This is a genomic window from Paenibacillus cremeus (assembly GCF_007786445.1).
GTDB classification, from domain to species: Bacteria; Bacillota; Bacilli; order Paenibacillales; family NBRC-103111; genus Paenibacillus_G; species Paenibacillus_G cremeus.
This window is the reverse complement of the sequence record NZ_VNJI01000003.1, coordinates 183274-205302: the sequence shown is the minus strand read 5'-3', so window position 1 is coordinate 205302 and position 22029 is coordinate 183274. Positions and strand designations below refer to the sequence as shown.

Annotated in this window: 19 protein-coding genes and 1 pseudogene; 3 read left to right on the top strand and 17 right to left on the bottom strand. The window is 47.4% G+C overall.

Annotation, left to right across the window (positions count from 1 at the left end):
- Positions 1-110: 110 nt before the first annotated feature.
- From FPZ49_RS04035 to FPZ49_RS04015, 5 genes are all read right to left on the bottom strand, one after another.
- Positions 111-560 carry an alpha/beta hydrolase family protein gene (locus tag FPZ49_RS04035; protein ID WP_144843546.1) on the bottom strand — a complete coding sequence of 150 codons (450 nt, stop codon included), beginning with the start codon at positions 558-560 and terminating at the stop codon, positions 111-113.
- Complete coding sequence (locus FPZ49_RS04030) at positions 553-1119, bottom strand: alpha/beta hydrolase family protein (protein WP_144843543.1); 567 nt, start codon at positions 1117-1119, stop codon at positions 553-555. The genes FPZ49_RS04035 and FPZ49_RS04030 overlap by 8 nt, the downstream gene beginning before the upstream one ends.
- A 333-nt stretch (positions 1120-1452) precedes the next feature.
- On the bottom strand, positions 1453-2640 hold the full coding sequence (locus tag FPZ49_RS04025) for a cation:proton antiporter (protein WP_186445600.1): 1188 nt from the start codon (positions 2638-2640) through the stop codon (positions 1453-1455).
- A gap of 86 nt (positions 2641-2726) precedes the next feature.
- Positions 2727-4049: an MATE family efflux transporter gene (locus FPZ49_RS04020; RefSeq protein ID WP_144843537.1), complete on the bottom strand. Its 1323-nt coding sequence runs from the start codon at positions 4047-4049 to the stop codon at positions 2727-2729.
- Between the two features lie 129 nt (positions 4050-4178).
- Positions 4179-4631, bottom strand: a complete 453-nt coding sequence (locus tag FPZ49_RS04015; protein ID WP_144843534.1) for a VOC family protein — start codon at positions 4629-4631, stop codon at positions 4179-4181.
- Positions 4632-4849: 218 nt separating this feature from the next.
- Here FPZ49_RS04015 and FPZ49_RS04010 point away from each other — a divergent pair, with 218 nt between their 5' ends.
- A complete protein-coding gene (locus FPZ49_RS04010) occupies positions 4850-5335 on the top strand; it encodes a hypothetical protein (protein ID WP_144843530.1) in 486 nt (161 codons plus the stop codon).
- A 99-nt stretch (positions 5336-5434) separates the two neighbouring features.
- Here the strand turns inward: FPZ49_RS04010 and FPZ49_RS04005 are convergent, their stop codons facing one another.
- The 10 genes and pseudogenes from FPZ49_RS04005 to FPZ49_RS37415 all read right to left on the bottom strand — a co-directional run bounded on the left by FPZ49_RS04005 (position 5435) and on the right by FPZ49_RS37415 (position 17468).
- Entirely contained in the window at positions 5435-6895 is a 1461-nt protein-coding gene (locus FPZ49_RS04005) for a sulfatase family protein (protein WP_144843527.1), read from the bottom strand.
- Between the two features lie 610 nt (positions 6896-7505).
- Positions 7506-8306, bottom strand: coding sequence for a carbohydrate ABC transporter permease (locus FPZ49_RS04000; protein WP_391563804.1), 801 nt, complete (start codon positions 8304-8306; stop codon positions 7506-7508).
- Between the two features lie 46 nt (positions 8307-8352).
- Positions 8353-9252 (bottom strand): carbohydrate ABC transporter permease, encoded by a 900-nt coding sequence (locus tag FPZ49_RS03995; RefSeq protein ID WP_144843521.1) that lies wholly within the window; start codon positions 9250-9252, stop codon positions 8353-8355.
- Between the two features lie 114 nt (positions 9253-9366).
- Positions 9367-10701: an ABC transporter substrate-binding protein gene (locus tag FPZ49_RS03990; RefSeq protein ID WP_144843518.1), complete on the bottom strand. Its 1335-nt coding sequence runs from the start codon at positions 10699-10701 to the stop codon at positions 9367-9369.
- 200 nt (positions 10702-10901) lie between these two features.
- A complete protein-coding gene (locus FPZ49_RS03985) occupies positions 10902-12416 on the bottom strand; it encodes a sulfatase family protein (protein WP_144843515.1) in 1515 nt (504 codons plus the stop codon).
- Between the two features lie 49 nt (positions 12417-12465).
- Positions 12466-13461, bottom strand: a complete 996-nt coding sequence (locus FPZ49_RS03980; protein WP_144843512.1) for a zinc-dependent alcohol dehydrogenase — start codon at positions 13459-13461, stop codon at positions 12466-12468.
- A gap of 46 nt (positions 13462-13507) precedes the next feature.
- Entirely contained in the window at positions 13508-14284 is a 777-nt protein-coding gene (locus FPZ49_RS03975; RefSeq protein WP_144843509.1) for an SDR family oxidoreductase, read from the bottom strand.
- A gap of 18 nt (positions 14285-14302) precedes the next feature.
- On the bottom strand, positions 14303-15097 hold the full coding sequence (locus FPZ49_RS03970) for an SDR family NAD(P)-dependent oxidoreductase (protein WP_144843506.1): 795 nt from the start codon (positions 15095-15097) through the stop codon (positions 14303-14305).
- Positions 15098-15267: 170 nt separating this feature from the next.
- Positions 15268-16434 carry a murein hydrolase activator EnvC family protein gene (locus FPZ49_RS03965; RefSeq protein ID WP_144843503.1) on the bottom strand — a complete coding sequence of 389 codons (1167 nt, stop codon included), beginning with the start codon at positions 16432-16434 and terminating at the stop codon, positions 15268-15270.
- A 157-nt stretch (positions 16435-16591) separates the two neighbouring features.
- Positions 16592-17468: pseudogene (locus tag FPZ49_RS37415) on the bottom strand (aldo/keto reductase).
- A 147-nt stretch (positions 17469-17615) separates the two neighbouring features.
- Between FPZ49_RS37415 and FPZ49_RS03955 the strand changes: the two are divergent.
- Positions 17616-17987, top strand: coding sequence for a GerAB/ArcD/ProY family transporter (locus FPZ49_RS03955; RefSeq protein WP_144843500.1), 372 nt, complete (start codon positions 17616-17618; stop codon positions 17985-17987).
- A gap of 54 nt (positions 17988-18041) precedes the next feature.
- Here FPZ49_RS03955 and FPZ49_RS03950 read toward each other — a convergent pair whose 3' ends face one another.
- Both FPZ49_RS03950 and FPZ49_RS03945 read right to left on the bottom strand, forming a co-directional pair.
- Positions 18042-20102, bottom strand: coding sequence for a family 10 glycosylhydrolase (locus FPZ49_RS03950; RefSeq protein WP_222429859.1), 2061 nt, complete (start codon positions 20100-20102; stop codon positions 18042-18044).
- A 153-nt stretch (positions 20103-20255) separates the two neighbouring features.
- The gene (locus FPZ49_RS03945) at positions 20256-21017 is read right to left on the bottom strand and encodes a helix-turn-helix domain-containing protein (RefSeq protein ID WP_222429858.1); all 762 of its coding nucleotides are present in this window, start codon (positions 21015-21017) and stop codon (positions 20256-20258) included.
- 175 nt (positions 21018-21192) lie between these two features.
- Between FPZ49_RS03945 and FPZ49_RS03940 the strand changes: the two genes are divergently transcribed.
- Positions 21193-21981, top strand: coding sequence for a phytanoyl-CoA dioxygenase family protein (locus FPZ49_RS03940; protein ID WP_186445597.1), 789 nt, complete (start codon positions 21193-21195; stop codon positions 21979-21981).
- Positions 21982-22029 lie beyond the last annotated feature (48 nt).

Below are 22029 nucleotides of genomic sequence, written 5' to 3'. Positions count from 1 at the left end.
TTAACAGAATCCGTTTGTGACAACACAACATCATCCAGAGTATTAAGGAGGAACAATATTCCAGCTTTCCCGTCGTCATTGTGTTATCGCAGACCATTAGCCGCTCAGCTTTACCGCGAGCCAGTCGTATGCTTTACCCCGGACACCTCGTGTTTGCCAGGGTGAATATCCTGCTCAAGATGTTGCTCCGCTTCCGCGATCCGATAAATAACCTTCATCTGCTCCAACGCTTTCAGCGCACCGTGCAGCGGGAACCCCGGGTCCCCTTCCCCTGTTTCAATTAGCAGCGGGCGAGGAGAAATGAGCCCGATGATTTCAGGCATGTCGGCGTACTGGTACAACCCGGGAATGTAATTATCCGAGCAGTGCGGCTTGCCCATCGTGCTGTCCTGGAACGTGTTGGTGTAACCGCTGATTACAGAAGCGCGGATGCGCTCATCCACAGCAGCCGTCAAGGCGGACACCCAGGCGCCTCCCGAGAAGCCAAAGCATCCGATCCGATCCGGCGCGATATCGCCTCGGGACAGCAAATAATCGATGCAGCGCATCATCTCATGCACACGAACCGGCCAGCGTCCGGCCGGCCATCAGCAGGTTGGTCGCCAGCCGGAAGCAGGAATTTTCCTTGGGCGGCTTGTCCTCGTCCTGCTTCAGCCTCCGGTAGCCGAGGCCCATCAGCTCGGGAACGATCACCGCGAACCCGCGCTTCGCCAATGCTACCGGATAATCCTTATAAATTCCGGGTTCTTCCGTACGGATGCTGCCGTCCGGCAGCAGGCCGCCCAGATCCTTGCTCCCGTAGCCGTAACCGGGGCAGGTGAGCACAGCCGGGAAAGGCCCCTTTCCGTTTTTGGGCAGCAGCAAGAAAGCCGGCATTTGCAAATTTGGCATTGTCGTCAGTTGAATGAGCTCTCTTGTGTATTCTCCGCAATCGACAGCTTCTACCGTTACGGGCTCAAGCGGTGCTGCATCACGCGTAGGCAGCACCAACGCTTTCAAAAGCTCGGCCTTTAGAGACGCCCTCCACTCCGCCCATTCCGCCTGCGATGCGGCTTGGAACGACAGCTGCCGGGGCTCGCTGTAAAGCTGTTCCAGAAACTCGTCCGGGTTCCATTTCATTTCAAAGCTCCTCCTCTTGACATTCTCATCGACAAATCTCGAAGTAAATTGTAAATCAATCAAAGGGAACTATAAACTGTTTCTTTTCAAATTTTATGCTGCAGCCCCAAGTGGCTCTCTAATGATTATGAGGTGGAATGGAGTAGGTCGAAACGGCATCCAGACGTTTGCGAGCAACCGATGGCGTGTTTGCGTCATTAGACCCATGTAAAGGATCCATTCGGTGCCGCCAGCTCTCCACCGCATAACCGTGTTATTCCGCTGTAGAAAAAAAACAAGATACAGCTTCTCTTTAGGGAGACAGCGTATCTTGTTTAGGCCCGCCTAGACGTTTTAGGTAAGATTCTTCATGTTCATAGAGAAGATGAGAGGAGATAACAAAGAAGAAATTATGGCGACCACAATCACAGCATCTTGAATCTCTTTGTTTATCACTCCGAGTCTTATACCGATGGATGCCGCAACAACAATTAACGTCATTCGTGCTGACAGTAAGAAGCCTCCGGCTAGAGCCCTTCGCATTCCGAGGATTGGCGAGAGACACATCATTGGAAGGACTTTAACGACAAAGGCCGTAGAAAGAAGAAGCGGGACCCATCTTAAGGATTGGGGGGAATGAATAAATTCCGTGACATTAAAACGAAATCCGACCATAACGAAAAATATAGGAATAATCAAGGCGTATCCTATTCCTTCTAACTGTTCTTTAAACGGATGGTTATCATGAAGACGAAAGCTTGCTAGTAAAAAACCGGCCAAAAAACTCCCTAGAATAGCCTCTGAACCTGTCATGTCGGTGATAATACCGTATAGACCAAGGATGGCAAGAAGCCCCTGCAATCGGGCAACGGCATTTTTTTGGAATTCCAGTCTCCAGAGTGAGGTTTGCCTCAATCTGATGATGGTTTGATAAATAACGATGGATAATGGCAGAAGCAGCCCTACGGAAGCCTGATGCCACGTAAATCCAGTTTGATAAGATCCTCCGATGATGGAGAGCACGATCATGGTTATGAGATCGGCTAGAATGGCAGACGTTAGAAGCAGTTGCCCATACTCGCTTTGAATGACACCAGCTTCCTTGAGCACCGGCATCACAATTCCTAGTGAAGTGGTTAAAAGTATAAGCATAATCATCCAGGAATGTAGAGCGGGGTCAATTTGATGGATTCTAGTCCCAAGCAGAAATGCCAACAACGCAGTTCCCAAAAAAACAAAAAAACCGAACATTAAAGGGGTTTGCCAGAGCTTCTTCCCTTGATTGGTGCGTAGTAAGTTTAAATCGATCTCCATTCCCGACAGGAACATTAAATAATAAAGTCCAAACTCGCTCAGACCGTCCAACCACTTGATTTGCTCTTCATGAAACAAGCCTTTACCGTAGTAGGAAAGGAGTAGTCCTAATATTAAATACGCCAAAATAGATGGGATACGGAATGTTTTCATTCTGTTTAGTAGCAATTGCACACCAAATATACATAGATACAACCAAAAAAGAGGTATTAACGCACCATGCCCCATAATCATGAGTCCCCCCATTCTTTATAAGGTATGCTAGTCCAATTGGTGATTATCACTTTTATTATGTGAAAATAACACCTACCATTCTATTTGTGCAGCATCACACCTCGTCTTTTTCGGTACCTTGCAAACAAAACTGCCCTCAACGCGTTATCGGCCGCAATGCTGGCCCAGACGGCAGGCAATCCCCACCCCATATTCCAAGCAAAAACATATACGCCGAGCGTTCGGATCCCCCAGATGCCGATTGTTGTCACAATCATCGGATATTTGCTGTTCCCGCCTGCTTGGATTGCGGAGGTATCCACTAGTGTGGAGGCTAAAAACGGCTGTGAAACGGTGTCGATGGCCAGCACGATGAGCAGCAATTGGATAACCTGTTGGTTATCCGTAAACAGCCGCCCGATCCAAGGCGTGAAGCTGCAAATGAGCGCGGTGATGCTGGTCATCGAGGCAGCCGACAGAATATAGCTCCAGCGTCGGTACGACTGCACGGCAGCAAGGTCCTTGCTGCCGATGGCCAGCCCGATAGTAACGCTTGCGGACGTAGCAAACCCCGCCCCGACGGTTGAGGCAAATACCGTCAGCGTTCCAGCAATCGTATGTGCCGCATAGACGTTAATTCCCATTCGCACTATAAGACCAAAGTAAATGACCTGCCCAAGCCGCATGGAAAGCCGCTCAGCAGCAGCGGGTACGGCAAATTTAATCATTTCGGTCAAAAGCGGCAGCTGCCATATAAACTCCTCTTTGTGCAAGCGGATCGCTTCCATGCTTCTGGATTTCCACCACAATCGAAGCATCGCGTACAGCCGTGCGATAACCATGGCCCACGCCGCCCCAGCCAAGCCGATCCCTTGGAACGACCCGATGCCGAAAATTAGAACGTAATCTAGTACGACGTGAAGCACGTTCATTTCAAGAGCGACTTTGAGAGGCGTTTTGGTATCCCCCGTGGCGCGAAACGCCGCTGATTGAGCGGTAAACATTGCGATGAGCGGGGAGATGCCGAGCACAACTTGAAAGTACGGCAAGGCGATTTCTTCAAGCTCTCCGTACGCCCCGATGGTGTGCAAGAGTGGAACCGAAAAAAAGACGGATATTAACGACAGGATGAGACCTAACGCCAAGGCGACCACGTAGCCGTGCCAGACAACAGAACGTCCCCGTTCGAAATCTTTGGCCCCCACGGCACGTGATAGAAACACGGATAAAGCAGTGGAAACGGCAGTGAAGACACCGATGTATGTAAGGCTGTAAATATTCGTCACGCCGACCGCGTTCACGGCGACGAGCCCGATTCTAGCGATAAACCAGGCGTCAACAACACCGAGAAGGCTCTGTAAGTAGGCTTCGCCGATTGCAGGAATGGCGATAGATGCGACTCTCTTTGCGGGGGCAGGTAACATGTATAATGCACTCTCCTCTTGAACTACACCTATCTTACGCCTTATTCGATAACTTGAAAATAAGTAACGCTAATCCCTCTGACCTAATGACAAAAAAATTCCCCATAGCAACGGGCTATGGGGCGCCACTCATCTTTTCATTTCCATTTGATGACCTCGTTTGGCTGCTTCTTCCGTTCTCATCGTTGTGAGCAAAAAGGAGATGCCGAACTTATCTGTGACAATGGCACTTCCAGGACCATAGGGTACTTCTTGCAGAGGCATCACGACTTGACCCTCCCGCCTCAGATTTTCGTAAAATTGAGTCGTCTTCTCAAGTTCATCGGTATTAATGCAGACACTGACTTGGGTCCCGATTCTATGAGACATGCCAGGGAGCGTATCTGATATCATGATGCTGGTCTCACCAATTTTGAGTACCGAGTGCGCCACCAAATGTTTCTTATGCTCCGGGACTTTGCCTGGTAGGTCCCCCAATCGATAGATAAATAACTGCTCTGCATCCAGTGCCTCTTTGTAAAACGCAATCGCTTCAGTGGCATTACCATCGAACATTAGGAAAGGGAACATATATACCGTCATATCCTCATCAAAACTCCTTTCGCTTATTTTTGACCAACCTTCATATCTATATATTACATTTCGTGATCGTCTTTATGCAAATGGATGTTCGGTTTTTTAAACTGGCAGCTTCGGCTTGATATCAGGCACTGCACATATAGTTATTAACCTACATACTGTAAAACAGGGTTGACTTTTCGAATAGTGCATTATCTTTATCAAACAAACGGAGGTATTGTATGACAAAATTTTATTCTTTTCACGGGACGATCACTATGATTAATGATTTTTTTACAGGTCCAAATGGTGAAGGATGTTATAAATTAATATCTGTAGACAACGGATTGGGAGCATTAGTAAATTTCGTGGTGTCACCCAATACTTATTTTGTAGACCATGTAATGGTGTCAGTAGGAGATCAAGTGACTGGATATTATGACGGAAATGCACCTGCTATTTTAATTTATCCTCCACAATATCAGGCAATTGTCATGGTAAAAAATAGCCCCTATCAGAATGTAAAAGTAGATTATTTTAATTCTGAGCTGGAGAGTAGTGATGGACGATTACGATTAAATATTACTCCATTTACTCAAATCGTATTAACAAATGGGCAGCAATTTTCAAGACCTCCTGCAAACCGAGATCTAATTGTTATTTATGGGCCTACCACAAAAAGTATCCCCGCCCAAACCACACCCTATAGAATTATAGTTTTGTGTTAACAGGCGTTATAAGCTCCAATGATTTCAAATAGGAGCTGTCTTGGGGCAGCTCCGCGAGCAAGCAGTCCCTCCGGTTTCACGCCGCACGTGCATTTCATATTAGAGCTCCATTTTTCTCCTTACCCAATTTGCAAAGTTGATCTTAAAATCTTCTTTCAACGCTGCGTTAGGCGTATCAATCCGCTTGGCATCTTCAAACAGAAATACTGGCGATGGAGCGTCGAAAAGAATCATTTGCTGCAGCGCGTTCCGATGCCGCACAATTTCCTCCTGATACATCGGATCTCCGTATAGATTGTTAAATTCCAGAGGATCGTTACGCAAATCGAAAAATACCGATTTCACGTCGTCCTTACAAAGAATCAGCTTGTACTCCCGGGATCGCACCATGTACTGATTGCCTCTTGCATTCTCGGCAAAAACAAAATCGCGCTGATCTCCGGAACCCGCAAGACTGCGCCCCGGCATGTCTACTCCCGGTTGTAGTCCGGCAGCCTGAATCAAGGTAATGCCAATATCGATACTGCTGCTCAGCTCGGCGTTGCGTTCCCCCGCCATGCTCTGCCCCGGATATTTAACGATTAGTGGCACTTTTACGAGCGGGTCGTACATATAATTCTGTTTCAGCAGCAGATGATGGAATCCCATATATTCACCGTGATCGCTGGTGTAAATGATTAAAGTATTATCATAAAGCCCTTTATCCTTCAGCAATTGCAGGATTTGCCCAATATAGTGGTCAATATGAGAGATGGAGGCATAATAATAAGCCATACATTGCCGAAGCTGCTCCTCAGTAAGCTGCTCATGCGGAAAAAAGCCGGGATGCATTTGTAGGTCTCGTGCAATGCAGCTCTCTTTCCATCCAGGCAATAGGGACAGACCCTCCGGAGCGTACATGTCACTCCATGGAGCCGGTGGATCGAAGGGATGATGCGGTTTTACGAAGCTCAAAAACAATAGATTTCCTTCATCCTTCCACTCTTGCACTTCCTGTAGACCTTTGCGGCCGATCCATGCTGTAGAATGATGCTCCTCTGGCAAATCCGACACCATCGCCCCCCGGGACTCCCAATAATGGCTGTAAGCTTGAACGCGGTATTCATTGACCTGATCCAATAAATCTACATGGTCGACAAGATCCCGCTCCTGGAGATAACGGTGATAATCGTCTTCGAACCTGCCATCGCCGTTCTGCTCGGCAAGCTCCATGCTCATGAAGCCGACATCCTGGTAAGTTGGCGTCAAATGCATTTTGCCTATTGCTTTTGTAGTATAACCGGCTCGTTTTAGTGCTTTTGGATAAGTGTCCAAGCCCGGTTGAACAGTGCACAGGTTGGACCAGCCCAAATGCTGGTGCGGGTATAAGCCGGTCAAACTGGAATACCGGGAAGGGGTGCAAGACGGTGCATTGCAAAAATGGTTCTCATAGGTTACACCGTCCTGTGCGAGCCCGTCCAGATTCGGTGTCTGTATATCCTTGTTTCCATAAGCCCCCAAACAGTCGTAACGATGCTGGTCGGCCATGATGAATAAAATATTCGTTTTTTTATCAGACATTACAAATCCCCCTACTTATTTATGTGTTGAGGCAACGATCCAATCTAATAATTGCTAGGGATATCCTTTCAAAAACATTTTGCCTTGGTTTCATACCACAAGGACGAGCCGAGCAACTCATTTATGAGAAACTCAGCTCGGCTGTTAATCAAGCAGAAAGGTGACTAGTCCAGACTGGTTGCCTAAATCTTTAAGCTTTAAATTACTATGGCTCGTCGTAGATGTTCCCCCGAGTAATCGGATTGCAACATGGATTCATGTGTCTCATTTACATTCCTCCTGCTAAAATAGAAAGACTTAAAAAGTAACCCTTGGAATTAATAATTTTGATTAATGAATAAACCAACAAGATGCAAATACACATCGTAGATATTACTGACACCAGCCAAAAAAATACCTCAACGCTTGACTTCAAGCTAAGATCACCTCGTTTTCAAGTTGTCTCTAGCTGCAGTAGCACATGTCACTCACCTCCTCCACTGGGAACCAGATACATTTAATGTAAATTCCCCTCAGAAATACAGAAGACACTCCGCTTGTTAAAACGGAATGTCTTTTGGATAGCTTCACCATACCATCGGTAGAAAATTCTGTCAATTGTTTCTATGCTCTACCCCTTCAAGCCGCTGGTGCTAATGCCTTCAACGATAAACCGTTGGAAAGCGAAGAACACTACGACAATTGGCACGAGCGACAACGTGGACATCGCGAACATGCCCCCCCAGTTGTTCAGCGAGTCGCCATCTAGAAAAAGCTTCAATGCCAGCGATACCGGATACAGCTTCGGCTGATTCAAGTACAGAAGCGGATTGATGAAGTCGTCCCATCTCCAGTAGAAGGAGAAGATCGCAGAGGTTACGAGCGCCGGAATGATCAAAGGAACGATGATGCGAAAGAAGATGGAATATTTACTGCAGCCGTCCATCTTGGCGGCCTCGTCCATCTCCGGCGGAATCGTGCGAATGAACTGCATGATCAGGAAGATGAAGAACGGCATCCCGAAAAAAGCGGGTACAATGATGGGCTTGAATGAAGAAAGCCATTCAAGCTTGGAGAACATGACGTATTGCGGTATAACCGTCACGTCGTGCGGCAGCATCAGCACCATCATAACGCAGCCGAACCAGAAGGAGCGGCCGCGGAACGGAATCCGTGCCAGACCATAAGCGACTAGCGCGGAAGAGCAAACCGCCCCGATGGTGGACCAAATCACGAGGGTGAACGAATTCTTGAAGAACGTGCTGAACGTGTTCCCGGCAAAGCCCTTCCAGCCGCTGCTGTAATTTTTAAATTCAAGCTTACTGGGGATTAAGCTGTAGGCAGTGGAGAAAATCTCCGTATTAGGCTTCAGTGAGCTGACCGCCAGCCAAATGATCGGATACAGCATTAACACGGCAATGATACCGATCATCGTGTGAGTGATGAGCGAAGCGGAAAACCGTCTGTTCAGCGGCATATTATTTGTCCCCTTTCGCCTCGTAGTGCACCCAATACTTCGAGGATTTGAAAATGACAAGCGTAATGAGGCCAATGATGATCAGCATAACCCACGCCATCGCAGAGGCGTAGCCCATCTCGAAAAACACGAACGCACGGCGGTACAAGTAAAGCGAATACAGTAATGTATTGTCCAAAGGCCCGCCTTCGCCCCGGGAAATGACGTAAGCCGGAGTAAAGGTCATAAAAGCCCCGATGGTTTGCATGATCAGGTTAAACAAGATGATCGGACTAAGCAGAGGAAGCGTGATTTTGAAAAAACGGTACCACCCGTTAGCGCCATCAACCCCCGCCGCTTCATAATACGATACCGGGATATTTTTTAGCCCGGCCAAAAAGATGAGCATCGACGAACCAAATTGCCAGACGGATAATGCGATCAAGGTCCATAATGCGGTCCCCGGACTTCCGATCCATGACGTGTCGGTATGGATACCTATTAAGCCGAGAGACGAATTGAGCAGCCCTTTGTCACCGAAAATTTGAATCCACATGATAGAAACGGCAACGCTTCCGCCGATCAATGAAGGCAAATAGAAGGCCGAGCGGTAAAAGCTGATCCCCGAAATCGCTTTATTCAGCAGCATCGCTACAAACAAAGCGAAGGCGAGCCGGAGCGGGACGCTGGCAAACACGTACGTAAACGTCACCTGCAGCGATTTGATGAGCTTGTCGTCATCGGTAAACATCTTATGATAATTATCAAAGCCAACCCATCTTGGAGCTTCCATGAGGTTGTACTCCGTGAACGAGTAGTATAAAGATGAAATAATCGGAAACATGGTGAAAATGAGAAAACCCAGTATGAATGGAGCGGTAAATACATAACCGACAATATTGTCGTTATCCCGCAGTTTCATGGAAAAATCAACCCCCGCCTAGTGATATGCGCTGTTTAGCCCATTGCCCTCGTCAGAGAAAAAAGGGCCAGCACGCAGCACGCAGCTGTTGTCCTGACCCGTTTCTCTTCGAAGTTATTTTTTGTTTTTCGCGAGAATGGCGTTGGCATCCTTGCGGAATTTAGCCGCTCCGGCTTCAATCGATGTCTTCTTGTACAGGATCTGCTCCATCGTATCCGAGAGCAAATTCATAACCTCCACCGAGCCTGGCGGATATGGCGGATCGTTAGGACTGCTGTTCTTTTCCGCCCAAGCGACGAAGTCGAAAACTTTCTTCTCATCCGCAGAAAGCAGCGGCTTCAGCCCTTCCTGCATCATGGAGTTGATCGGCACGCCCCGCTCGCCTTTCATAATCTTATGAGCGTCGAGGTTGTTGATGAAGAAGTTAATGAACTTGATCGCTTCTTCCTTGTTCTTGGAGTTTTTGGTCAAGGAGAGCCCTTGGCTCGATTTGAGGAAAAGTCCCTTGGTACCGTTAGGTCCCGGAGGGGCAATCAAATCGGTAGCACGCTTCGCGGCGGACGTCCAGGCGATAAATTGGTTGGACCAAGTGAAGCTCATGCCGGCATTGCCCAAAACCATTTCATCGTCTTCCGGCGTCAGCTTCTTCAAGGCCATTTTGTCCAGTGGAAGCACATAGCCGGCATCGTACCATTTTTGGTAACGCGTCATATAATCGATAAACGGCTTGTCGTCATTGTAGCCGAGCGCAGTGCCGTCCGTGGTATAGATGGTTTGGCCCAAGGTGCGCAGGTAGTAAGGGAAGTACGTTTTGACGTCCAAGCGGTCGGCCAAAATTTTGCCGTTTGCTTTCAGCTTTTGAGCTACGGACTCCATATTGTCCCAAGTCCAGTCGTTCTTAGGCACATCGATTCCGGCTTTTTTAAACATATCCACATCCACGATAGGGCCCAAAGCGTTAACGCCTAAAGTAATCTGGTATTGCTTGCCGTCGTACTGGCCGATCTTCAGGAAGCCCTGGGCAATGTTTGATTTATCGAGTAAACCCTTGTCCATATATGGGCCCAAATCCTCCAGCTGACCGCGGCCGCCAAATTGGCTGATATATGCGTCGTCCATTTGAATAATGTCCGGCAGCTGGTTCGCTGCGGCTTGTGGCGCGAGCTTTTTCCAGTAATCGTCGAAAGCGGCGTATTCCGGCTCGAATTTTACGTTTGGATGCTTTTGCGAATAAAGCTCCAAAATCTTTAATGTGTAATCGTGCCGGGCTTGTCCGCCCCACCAAGCGATGCGTAAGGTTACAGGTTTGTCGGAGGAAGATGAAGCGCTTTCATTTTTGGGAGCCGCAGTAGAGCCCCCTCCCGTTTGGTTTTGTCCTCCCCCATTTGAACATGCGACTGATGAAAGTGCGAATGCGGCTGTGAGCAGAAGCGTCAAGCCTTTTTTCATAGTACCTTGCCTCCCTATTGGATTTTCTGCCTGTAATTGATAGCGCTTACATTATTAATGTATACAAAAAATGGATGGACAGGAATATAAAAAACCGACTTTTTTGTTCAAATAACCGACTTTTTTGTTGTTGAAATTAAATCATCATTAAATTAAAAAAGTAATAAAACGGGAGGCCACTTAAGACCTCCCGCTTAACGTCAACCTCCCAATGCTGAGTAACCCCGCTTATCGTTAAAGAACGGGCCACGCGCCCACGAGCAAGCCAGATGCATGAGCAGCTCCGCGGTCATTCGCTCTCTGACGGCCGCAAAGCGTTCTTCACGGTACACATTATTCAACTCGTTCGGATCTTCTTTCAGATGATACAACTCCCCTGAGTACTCGCCCACTCGCGTTACCGAATCGGCGATGGACCCGGGAAGGTAAAGAATCAGCTTCCACTCCTTCGTTCTCCACATCAGGGCAGGTGCGGAATGCTCGACCGGCGCTCCTTTGCCGTGAAATTCGCAGAACGAGCCCACGCGCTTCCTCTCGCCCAGCAAATCGAGCCCGGGCAGCCGGGGATCCGCTTCGAATCCGGCCACCGGTGCCAAGGTCGGGATCAGGTCGATCAGCTCGGCCGGCCTGTCGTCCAAGTTTCCTCTTTGTTCTGCCGGGATATAAGAGCCCGATAAGATCATCGGCACCCGGACGCTGCTTTCGTACAAGCAGTATTTACTGAATCGGAAGTTTCGTTCCCCCAGCATTTCTCCGTGGTCGGATACAAACACGATCAACGCGTTATCCAGCCTGCCCTGCTGCTCGAGCTTCTCCAGCGCTCTTCCGAAGTAATGGTCCAGCCAAGTGCAGTTGGCCCAGTAACGGAGGGTTGTCCGTTTGCGTTCGTCCCGCGTCATGCCCTCCCAAACACGTCTTTTCTCCCAATACTGCTCCCTGCTGGTGCTGCTGACTTCATCGGATGCTTCCAGATGGGTGTCTGCCTCAGCTTCCCACGGCGGTTGAAGGATATCCGGAATGTCATCCAGATTGTATAAATCCTCAAATTGCTTCGGTACGTTAAAGCCTGCATGCGGCTTTAAAAAGGATAAATACAAAAACAACGGCCTCTCAGGATCCAATCCGTTTTCTATAAAATCCAAGCATTTCTCGGCCACCCAGCCGTCCCGATGCTTCTCCATGGAAATTTGGCTGGTGCATCCGATATACCCGTTGGAATTCTCCTCCCCTCCGCCGTAATCCTTGGTTTCCTCGTAGTAAGCCCGCAGCCCTTCCGGATCGTCGTCTCCCATCATTACGGCTCCCTGCTCGTAATGTCCGCTATCTTTCGCCAATCCGACGGCCCGTACTTCAAATCCGCGTGTTGAAGGATTGGAGTCCTTGAGTCCGTGGTTCCAATGCGTCTTGCCGAAGCCCGCCGTTTGATACCCCGCCTTGCGAAGCAGTTCCGGGAGCGGATCCCCAGGAAGCTTATCCTCGTCAAACAACCCGCCGTAATTGGTTCTGACACCCAGCTGGGAGGGATAATACCCGAACATCATCGAGGTGCGACTCGGCACGCACATCGGGGCTTGGCAGACCGCCTGCGTATATGTAATCCCTTGCTCGGCCAGCTTGTCAAGGGTGGGTGTGATGATTTGCGAGTTAAATCGGCCGATGCAATCCCATCTTTGCTGATCGGTCATTAAAAAAATAATGTCAGGTTTCTTTTTCATGCTGCGGGCCTCCGATATTTATGTATCATCCTATCTTCTGTAAATTGAACTAAACTGGGTTTTTCCCAAAATCCATTACAATCTTCCCATAGTTACCAGACAATGCATCTTCGAATGCGCTATTATAGTCAGTAAATGGAATGATTTTGGATACAACGGGTTGAATGTTAAAGTTTTGATCCCGCAAGTATACCATCGCCTGCTGAAAGTCATCGGGAACGTTGTAGATGATTGATCCATGTATGGTGATTTCGCTTCTGACTACCCTAACAACTGGTATGGTGGCCTCTGGCGTGAGTCCGATCAGAACCATTTGTCCACCCGGCGCTACAAGCTGCAGCCCTGTTTCAAAAGCACTTTGTGCCCCGGCCGCCTCTATGACGATATCAAATGTTTCCCCATTCAATTCATTCGGATGGATAGCCCTGATGCCCCCAAACGATTTTATTAGCTCCAGCTTGATAGGATTGATGTCTATAGCAGTTACATCGGCGCCTAAATAATTAGCTAGTGCGACGGCGAGCATGCCTTCATTTCCAGACCCGATAACAGCAACAGTGGTCCCCTTTGCAATATGAACCTTCTTAAATGCATGCACTATCACGGCAAACGGTTCAACTAGTATCGCTTTTTTATCGGGAAGGTCGTCTGGGACCGGCATGACATACTTTGACGAGATAACGAATTGTTCTGAGAAGCCGCCATTTACTGTAACGCCCATCGATTTCTTCTCCGGACAAATATTGGTCTTGCCATCCATACAGCTACGGCATTTGCCACAATACGAATTTGGCTGAATGATAACCCTTGTACCCGTTTCATAAGGTACGTTTTTTCCCGCTTCGATGATTCGTCCGAGCAACTCATGTCCCGGTCGAAGTGGATAAGCAGCATGCGACAACTTCCCAAGAAACACACTAAGATCGGATCCGCAAATCCCGCCGTAGATCAATTGAATCTTCACTTCGTCGTCCATCAAGGCGGGCAGCGCTGCCATAGCTTTTAGTTCTATTTGCTTCGGCTTATTTAAGAATAATTCCAGCAATGATATCCCACCTTTAATGTGTTAGAGAACACATAAACCAACTTACTTAGATGCAAGTAAATGCACCATCAATAATAAAATCTGCCCCTGTAGTAAAGTGACTCGTATCTCCAGCTAAATATACAGCGATTGCTTGCAGCTCTTCCGGGCGCCCCATACGGTGCAGCGGGGACATGGCATTCCATTGTTCAATTAAAGGTTTCAGTGTAGGGGAGTTCAAGGTTAATTCCGTACCTATGTAACCAGGGCTAATACTATTAACTCGAATATTTTGTTGCGCCCATTCGACTGCCAATGATTTTGTAAGTTGTATTACGCCTGCTTTTGATGCATTATATGAGCATTGTGGCTGTGGAGTATTAACAATATGTGCCGACATAGAAGCAGTGTTAATAATCGAACCGCCCTTGCCTTGTTTAATCATCTGTTTTCCGGCTGCCTGAGCAGTTAAGAAAACGCCTGTAAGGTTAATATCAATAACTTTCTTCCATTGTTCAAAAGTCATTTCAGATGCTGGAATATTCATACAGATTCCCGCGTTACAAAATGCAATATCTAATTTTCCAAATGCTCTAACAATATCTTTAATCATTGTATCCACTTGTTCAGGTGATGTGACGTCCGTTTGAAGAGCCATTGTTTTGGCACCATTCGCAGCTAGCTCTTCTGAAGTTTTTCTGGCCTCGTCCATATCAATGTCCACGATAGCAACTTCTGCCCCTGCCTCAACTAAAGCGATTGCGATATTCTTTCCGATGCCTCTTGCGCCTCCTGTAACTAATGCCTTCTTTCCATCCAATCGCATTTTTTCTAAAATCCCCATGGTCCGATTCCTCCTATTTTATTGTAATGAATCATCCACTTCCCAGCTTGGTAAAGGCTGTTTGAGACCATCTTTAATCCACAGAAATTGACCGTTGATCTCGGAGGATTCGGGTTTGGTCAAGTCAAGGATCCGCCTTACGGTCTTATCCGGTGAGTCCCCACCCGTCTGCTGAACCCACTGGACCCAACCCGTCATATCTCCACTGGAGGCGGAGGTGGCTCTTATAGTATCAAACATCTCGGTCATCACCTCGCCTGGATGCAGCACATTTGCCGTAACGCCAGTACCCTGCACCTCTGCAGCCAATTGTCTGGTGAACAGATTTAACGCCGCTTTGCTGACGGCATACGCACTGTTCTTCGGATTCGGCTTGGAAAGCGATGCGGCAGAGGTTATATTAACGATTCTCCCCCAACCTTCTTTGACCATCGCTCCGACAAACGCCCGGCATATTAAGTACGAACCGGCCGTGTTCGTCATAAGGGTATGGATCCAAATATCAGGGTTGCTGTCCGCAATCGTGCTGATCTCCCCATAAGTGCCTGCAGAATTGACTAGCATTGCAGGTACGCCATGCTTCTCTAACACATGTTGTGCCAGTATGTTGACCTCATCTTTATCCGTTACGTTTGTCACGTATAGAGCGGCTTTTCCGCCTTCTCTTTCGATGGCCTCTAGCGTCTGTTTGAGCATCGGCTCTCGTCGTCCAACCAATATAACTTCTGCCCCCTCGGATGCAAGACCGATTGCTATGTCTTTACCCAAACCGCTTCCCGCACCGGTGATCAAGGTTATTTTACCTTTGAGCATGTTCTTCGTTCCTTCCTAGCGTTATTTCTCCGAATCGACTGAGATCTTCCTGGTCCTCCACTCTAAACTATACGAACGTGTTTTGGGTTAGTCAAATCCAGCTCAGGGAATGGTGGGTAAAAAAACAAGAGCGCTGCTGGCGAGGATAGCCAGTGCGCCCTTGTTCACTTTTAATGAGTCACCAATCCTAAATAAGTACGGGGATCGATATAGTCCATGTGAGTTCCAGTAATTCCGGTTGCGACGCCAAAATGAAGATGCGGGCCTGTGGACTCCCCGTCACTTCCAACGACAGCAATGACTTGCCCCCGTTTTACTTCTTGGCCAGCAGTAACATAAATACCGTCACCATACATATGCCCATATACGCTCATTAACCCGTTAGCGTGTTTAATCACGACCCAATGGCCGAATCCGTTAGCTTGCCCGGCGAACAGTACAATCCCGTTATCGACAGCAACGATCGATGTCCCCAGAGGAGCACCGATATCAATTCCTGCATGAAATCCATCAGCACGAGAACCGAAATCGGAAGTGATCTCATGCGAGGAAGGAACGGGCCAGCCCCATGCATCAGATCCATCAATTTTCTGTACTAAGGTTTCCTTTAGCCGCGCTTCCACAGCAGGAGCGAGCTGCGCATCAATCCCCGATAATTCTTCGGCTTCTTTTGCAGCAGCCCCCTTCTCTTCTTGATTCTTCTGCTGCAGCTGAGCCAGAATGCTTAGGCGTTCATCGCTCTTTTTTTGTTGATCCGCTTTCGCCGTAGTGAATGTATTTTGCTGCTCCACGAGTAAGCTCTTCTGCTGCTGCAGCTCTTCCTGAATGCCATCCAGATTTGCTTTCTCATCATTAATGGTTTGTATTAGACTCTGATCTTTCATTACGATCATTGTCAAGTAAGTCATGCGGTCGATAAAATCACTAAAATTCGTTGAAGAAAAAAGAACATCCAAATAAGAAACCCTTCCGTCGATATAGATGTTTCGAAGTCGAGTCTTCAGAAGACTGTTTCGGTCTTCCATCCGTTTCTGAGCATTGTCAATCTCCGTTTGGTAGGACTGAATCTTTTTTGTAACTTCATCGATCTTCGGTTGTAATTCTTTGACCAATCGATCATATTCAAAAATTTGCTGATTAATGGTAGAAAGCTGACCATACAATTCGGTTTGCTGACTTTCCAATTGTTGGATGTCCTTCAGTCGCTGGTCATAGGTATCTATCATACTATTTACTTTTGTATTAGGGTCATCAACACCAGCATGAGCGATACGATAACTGGGCAACAGCAGCAAAATGATCATGAATGCTTGAATGATTCGTTTTATGGATATCATCGTTGTTCCCTCTGTTAGCTCTATGATGTCTTTATATTAAATATATAAGCAGACTCTCATAGTGTCATTGGGAACTTAATGGATCCCTACCACGTTTCACCTTATTGCACCATTAGGGGGCTAAGCCCACGAACAGTGTTACCGGAAAAATTCTTGTTTAAAGTGGTTTCTTATTGGGTACGGAATTGTGTTCCGAAAAGTGTGTCGCACTCTGAATAAACATCTCTAAGTTCGTTTGTTCACGGTTTCCTATCTGTTGAACTTCTGAAAATTGCTCGTTTTTCAATGTCATTAAAGCTACTTTAACCACTCCAAGTGAAGATTGGATCATCTCGATTAATTCGACCTTTGTTTTAAATTGTGCTTCAAATTCCTTATCGCGATCTCTTGTGAATGGTTTATGATTTATTCCCTTGCCTATACGCTCGTTAATATTGCCATTAATATGAATGATCAAGTTGGTTATGCTATTACTAGACTCGTTAGGATGCCAGTTTACCTGTTCGACATCTAACTGATTCAGAACCAAAACGATCCTTCTCTCAATGGCATCAAATCTGTCGGCAGTAACAGGGTGAATGGCATATGCACGCCGAATTGTATTGGATGCAGCTTCGGACAAGCCGATAGGGCCGATCTTGCCTTCTGCAACGAGTTTACTCATCGCCGCGATCGTCTCCTCAATGAGCACGATTGGGTCGATACACGGTGAAGGTAACCAGATCGATGTAATCCTTTTTAGGCGGCGCAGCGAACCTTCGATAGCTTCAACGACATGCTCTGGACTTCCGTCCACTACGCGCTTGCCATCGACGATCTTGACCTTACCATCCTCCGCAAAGCCAAAGCCAACCTTAGTTGCGGTCACTACACGCTCACGTATAACCAGCGAACGCGCGGCCAAGCAATTCTTCGTTGTGCCCCATTCCATAGGTTTCTGCGGTGTCAAAGAACGTTACGCCTAGTTCGACTGCCCGATGCAGCGTAGCCAAGCTTTCTTTATCATCGCTTGGTCCGTAAATGTATGTGCTCATTCCCCTACAGCCAGCCTTCTTGGCTGACTTTCAATCGCTGTGATCCTAAACCAACAACTTTCATGGTATTTCTCACCTCTGTCCTTATAGTCTTTCAATTCTGATATCAAATATGCTAACTTTTTTGTTTAATCGAGTTTTACACCGGTGAGCAGCTCGCTGAGTCGCCAAAGCCGCCAGCGGCAGCTAACCATTAATGTATTATTATTCGGTAACATCACATCGTCGCTGACGTATCCGGCTATCGGCGCTGCAAGTTATATCAGTATAGGCAATTTCTTGACCCGTTTGGAGTCGGTTGTGATGGCTCTTTGGGTGGCCGGGGCCTTTTTGAAACTTTCGGTTTATTATTATGCCCTTGCGCTTGGATCCGCCCAATGGTCTAGGCTAAATGATTATCCGCTTCTCTTATTCCCCTCCAATGTTTTTTTCAATTATACTATTGAATTTGTGCTTCCTTTACTCTTGGTAATAACCGCTTTAATAAGAAAACTAGCTACAACTGCCGATAGGTTGTAATTAAAACAAAGAGACCCCGGAAATTTTCCAGAATCTCTTTGTTGATCTATTATATTATGACAAGAACTCAACGCAGACCATATCCCACACACCTAACTCTTCAAGCTCTGCCGTTAAAACGTCATCCCTGACTTCATAGGGAACAGGTCGGCCTGATATACGGGCTTCTACATTATTTACCTGCTGACCGGGCTTGAGCTTCAATGAAAACTTGATGTTATGGCAGGCAATGCTTTCCTTAATCGGCCGTTGTCCAACACCATTGACCAAATGCAGCATATAGAGGTTGTCTTTTTTAAACAGGCTAATCTGTACCCCATGAGGGGCATGAACTTCCAATTGCTTCTTTTCTCCCAACATGATGTCGATATAGGCACCAATTAATTTACAGAAGTCGTTGAGCCCATATTCTCTATACAATCGGCTGGGCTCATAGGCCAGATACATGACCTTCCCACTTTTGAATTTACTTATCATACTTAAGGGTACCTGAGTTTGAGCTGCCGGCAAGCTGGCCCTCTCCGGCGGGGCACCAACAGAATCTGCAGGAGCAAAAGGGGGAACCCAGGTGGTGTAGATCTCCGTATTCGATTTCGGAACACAAAACCCTACTTTTCCGCGAAGCGGAACTAGTCCCGTATTCCCGAGCTTGGTATGCAGCACGCTGCCCGCAGGCTCAATCCGCTGATAGGCTGCTACCATTGGCTCGCTGCAGACAATCTGCCCTTCAATTCCGAGCAGGTGGAGTACGGGACTGAGCTCGATACCGGAAGTACCTTCGACAATCAGATGCCCGCCAGTGCTCACATATTCCTCCAACAACCTGCTCGCCCCTTCAGGAAAAGCAAAGCCTTTAGGTATGACTACGACGGAGTAGCGTTTCATTTTTTCAAGGTCCAGCTGATAATGTGCCATCATTTCGAATTCAATGTGGTTGCTGATCAGTCCATCTGCCCAACCTTGGACGTACGTGCCGTCGTCACTAAGCAACAGCACCTGAGCCGCACACTTGGCCTCATCCATGTCATCTTCAACTTTTTTGATCATCTGGTTCAGTTGGGTAACGCCGTCCAGGATTCGTTTATCCTCAATGGTGTCGCAAATTCCCGTAAGCGTGGACCAATGCGACCCTCCATTGGCCTTAATTTGCGCCGACCAGTAAAGGAATTCCGGCACCGGCAGCCCCACATGCCGCCAATCCATTCCCGGGCAGGCGTGGATAATACCGATCGGAGAAGGCAGCTCCTCCATAGTCCGCCCCATCTTCATACGAATGGCCGGCTCGCTCCATTCTGGGATATTCTTTTGACCTTTAGAAAGCACGTCCTGCGCTTCGGTGCAAAGCATATTCCCCGTCCGGCTTCGCTCATTGATATTATCTGCAGGTAAGGTCATATTGTGTCCTAAATCGAGGTTAAAAGGAAAATAATAGCGTGTAAAAAGCTTGTCCGGAGCCTTTGTGCGCATCAAATCCCAATATTTTTGCGTACTCTCCGTGTTGCAGGAGGCTAACCAATCCGCCTCAAATTCAGAAGCTTTTTCAGGAATGGGTTTTCCATATTTGGTCAGGTACTTTTCTTGGCATACACCACACCAACAAGGCGAAGAGTAGCCACCGTTCCAAAAAATTCCGTCAACATCGTAGTTGTCCAGAACTTCGTTAAGTACGGCGAGGCCTACCGCCTCATTTTGATAGCCGTTATTAATGCAGGTCGTGTAAAGCCGCCGCCATAGACCAGGACGGTCATTCCCCCGTGAAATGACCGTTCCATCCGGATTGCGGGCGAACCATTGAGGGTTCTGATGATAGATATAGTCCTCGGCCAAAGCAAAGTCAAATCTGGCAATCACCTTGATATCTCGAGCATGGCATGTATCCAATATTTCACGCAGAATATCCCTTCCATTTTCCATATATTCGTTGACATGATGGAAACGCACTTGGCTAGGATACCATCCCACGATGCCGCCAGCGTTGATTACAATAACATTGGCGCCCATCTCTTCCGATTCGCGCGCAATTTTTTCCGCGTCCATCAAGGGGGCGTCCTTCTGCTGTAAGTTGAACTGTATGATCCGAAGCGGCTTTTGCCACCATAACCGTTCTGAAGTCATCTCCAGCACCATCCTGAAATTGTTTTTCAAGCAATGTCCAAACGCTTTCTATTGCTTGTAGCTTTATATTAGCATCATCATTTTCAGGATATTTATATAAAACTGTAATAACTTACTATATTCCTAAGTGATTTATACTTCTCTCTATTACCTTCACCTTAACCTGACAGCCCCTCTGTTTTTTGCAGCAGTTGTAATATGTTTGTTTTTATATTCTTTAGGGGTGATTCCGGTATACCTTTTGAAGAGGGCTGAGAAGTGACTAAGATGCTTGAAAGATAACATGGTCGCCACATCATTGATAGAGTATGCAGGGTAATATAAAAACAGCAGCTCTGCTTCTTTGATCTTTTGCTTGTGGATAAAAGTAGAAAGATTAGTGCCTGTTTCACAAAAAAACAGGTTGGATAGGTAATCCGGACTAATCTGCTGTTGGATTGCAAGCTCCTTTACCTTCAGATTATCAAAAATGTGCTGTTGGACGTAGCGGATACATTTTTCTACGTGAAGAGAGTAAGCATGCTTCTCCTCCTCTTTGATTAATCGGATAAACAACTGTATGGCCTTTTCAAGAGCATCGATTAGCTCTACGCGGTCCGTTACAGTGCTGATATCGGATATGATGATTTCACCTAGCGCGCAGGCTTTTTCACTATCCACATGATGATCAATGGCAACACGCATAGCGGTGTCGATGAAGCGAATGACATTGGCGCGGTCATTGAAAATCGCTTCCTCCTTAGACATACGGTCCGGCTGCCCGGATATTTTATACTTATGCAATACATCTCGTATTAAATGAATATCCCCTTTTTCAAGGGCTAATTTAATATATTTCTCCGACTCATAATACTGATAGATATAGCCGCTGTGCTTGCGTTCCATAGCACGCTTCATCCATTCGTTCGGATCCACGACAATCTCCCCCTGTCTTGAAATAATGCGTGCCATAAAGAATGCGATGACCGGTCATATCGCGCGGATCCCCTTTCATTTAGCAGATCGTCTATATGGTACAGCGGATTGCCCTAGCTCCGATGGAGTCCAATTTGGTACAACTATATCAAAACAAATAAAGGAGCAGAAAACAATGACTAATCAAGTCGTGTCGGAGGAAAAGATTTGTTTTTACAGGGAAAATGGGTTTGTCAAGTTCGATAGCATGCTGTCGCAGAAGGAGTTGGCCGAGCTTCGGGAAGCGCTTGATGAGGTAATGTCGGTCGACAGCGAGCGGTCGTTCTCCAGGGTCAAGGACAGCGCCTATTACAAGATGCTGAATCAGAAGGTGAACACATGGAGGGATTCGGCAGCAATGGGCAAGTTCGTTCTTCATCCGCGCCTCGCGCAAATCGCGTTGGAGCTGTCAGGTGCCTCGGGCATTCGGCTGTTTCACGATCACGCCTTGTGGAAAATGCCCGGAGACTCGAAACCGACGCCTTGGCATCAAGACGCCCCCTATTGGCCGATGAAGGAGACCGGGCCGCTGTCGATCTGGATTACGCTGGACGACGTAGACGAACAGAACGGATGCATGATGTTCGTGCCCAAATCGCACAATGTCGGCAAGCTGAAAGGGATCAGCCTCACCGAGCCTGAAAGTCTGTTCGATTATTTATCCGACGACGGGAACGAGCCATCAAAGGCTGTTGTCGTACCGATGAAGGCAGGCAGCTGCACATTCCACCACGGCCTGACGTTCCATTACGCCTTCGCCAACCAGACTGATAAGCCGAGAAGGGTGCTGGCTATCATTTATATGCCGGATGGCACAACATTTCTAGAACGAAAGCATGTCGTGACGGATGAAATTTCGTTTCGGGAAGGAGAACCTCTAGGCGGTCGTCTTTTTCCGCTGCTAGCCATACGGGACGACGCTTAGTTCAAACACGAACAGGCGCAGCGATTTCCCGGGCGTGGCAGCGATAAT

What these genes read in the sequence shown, in the direction of transcription:
- FPZ49_RS03995 (WP_144843521.1), bottom strand. Translation starts at nt 9,252, where the DNA reads ATGAAACTGCGGGATAACGACAATATTGTCGGTTATGTATTTACCGCT.
- FPZ49_RS03990 (WP_144843518.1), bottom strand. Translation starts at nt 10,701, where the DNA reads ATGAAAAAAGGCTTGACGCTTCTGCTCACAGCCGCATTCGCACTTTCA.
- FPZ49_RS04015 (WP_144843534.1), bottom strand. Translation starts at nt 4,631, where the DNA reads ATGACGGTATATATGTTCCCTTTCCTAATGTTCGATGGTAATGCCACT.
- FPZ49_RS04030 (WP_144843543.1), bottom strand. Translation starts at nt 1,119, where the DNA reads ATGAAATGGAACCCGGACGAGTTTCTGGAACAGCTTTACAGCGAGCCC.
- FPZ49_RS03970 (WP_144843506.1), bottom strand. Translation starts at nt 15,097, where the DNA reads ATGCTCAAAGGTAAAATAACCTTGATCACCGGTGCGGGAAGCGGTTTG.
- FPZ49_RS04020 (WP_144843537.1), bottom strand. Translation starts at nt 4,049, where the DNA reads ATGTTACCTGCCCCCGCAAAGAGAGTCGCATCTATCGCCATTCCTGCA.
- FPZ49_RS03940 (WP_186445597.1), top strand. Translation starts at nt 21,193, where the DNA reads ATGACTAATCAAGTCGTGTCGGAGGAAAAGATTTGTTTTTACAGGGAA.
- FPZ49_RS03965 (WP_144843503.1), bottom strand. Translation starts at nt 16,434, where the DNA reads ATGATATCCATAAAACGAATCATTCAAGCATTCATGATCATTTTGCTG.
- FPZ49_RS03950 (WP_222429859.1), bottom strand. Translation starts at nt 20,102, where the DNA reads ATGACTTCAGAACGGTTATGGTGGCAAAAGCCGCTTCGGATCATACAG.
- FPZ49_RS03985 (WP_144843515.1), bottom strand. Translation starts at nt 12,416, where the DNA reads ATGAAAAAGAAACCTGACATTATTTTTTTAATGACCGATCAGCAAAGA.
- FPZ49_RS04000 (WP_391563804.1), bottom strand. Translation starts at nt 8,306, where the DNA reads ATGATCGGTATCATTGCCGTGTTAATGCTGTATCCGATCATTTGGCTG.
- FPZ49_RS04025 (WP_186445600.1), bottom strand. Translation starts at nt 2,640, where the DNA reads ATGGGGCATGGTGCGTTAATACCTCTTTTTTGGTTGTATCTATGTATA.
- FPZ49_RS04010 (WP_144843530.1), top strand. Translation starts at nt 4,850, where the DNA reads ATGACAAAATTTTATTCTTTTCACGGGACGATCACTATGATTAATGAT.
- FPZ49_RS04005 (WP_144843527.1), bottom strand. Translation starts at nt 6,895, where the DNA reads ATGTCTGATAAAAAAACGAATATTTTATTCATCATGGCCGACCAGCAT.
- FPZ49_RS03975 (WP_144843509.1), bottom strand. Translation starts at nt 14,284, where the DNA reads ATGGGGATTTTAGAAAAAATGCGATTGGATGGAAAGAAGGCATTAGTT.